Annotated in this window: 1 protein-coding gene; it reads left to right on the top strand. The window is 26.7% G+C overall.

Features of this window, described 5'->3' with window-relative positions:
• Nucleotides 1-24: 24 nt before the first annotated feature.
• A complete protein-coding gene (locus tag AACQ14_RS23720) occupies nucleotides 25-189 on the top strand; it encodes a hypothetical protein (protein WP_339366015.1) in 165 nt (54 codons plus the stop codon).
• Nucleotides 190-225 lie beyond the last annotated feature (36 nt).

The raw sequence follows: 225 nt of genomic DNA, 5'->3' as shown, positions 1-225 counted from the left end.
CGTTAAATCCATTCGATTAATCGTTTGGAAGATGATAAAGTTAACTTTACTGATTTGATGTCTCAAAATGAAGATATTGATGTTGCAGAAGTAATTATGAAAATGAAATCTCAGGAAATGGTTTATAATGCAGCGTTAATGTCATCTACTAAGATAATACAGACTACTTTGTTGGATTTTATTAGGTAGATAATAGTAAGATAAATATTTTAATATATACTATAG

It is taken from the genome of Vallitalea maricola, from assembly GCF_036985595.1.
In the GTDB taxonomy this organism is placed as follows: domain Bacteria; phylum Bacillota; class Clostridia; order Lachnospirales; family Vallitaleaceae; genus Vallitalea; species Vallitalea maricola.
The sequence above is the reverse complement of the archived record's forward strand: the minus strand, read 5'-3'. Positions and strand labels throughout refer to the sequence as shown.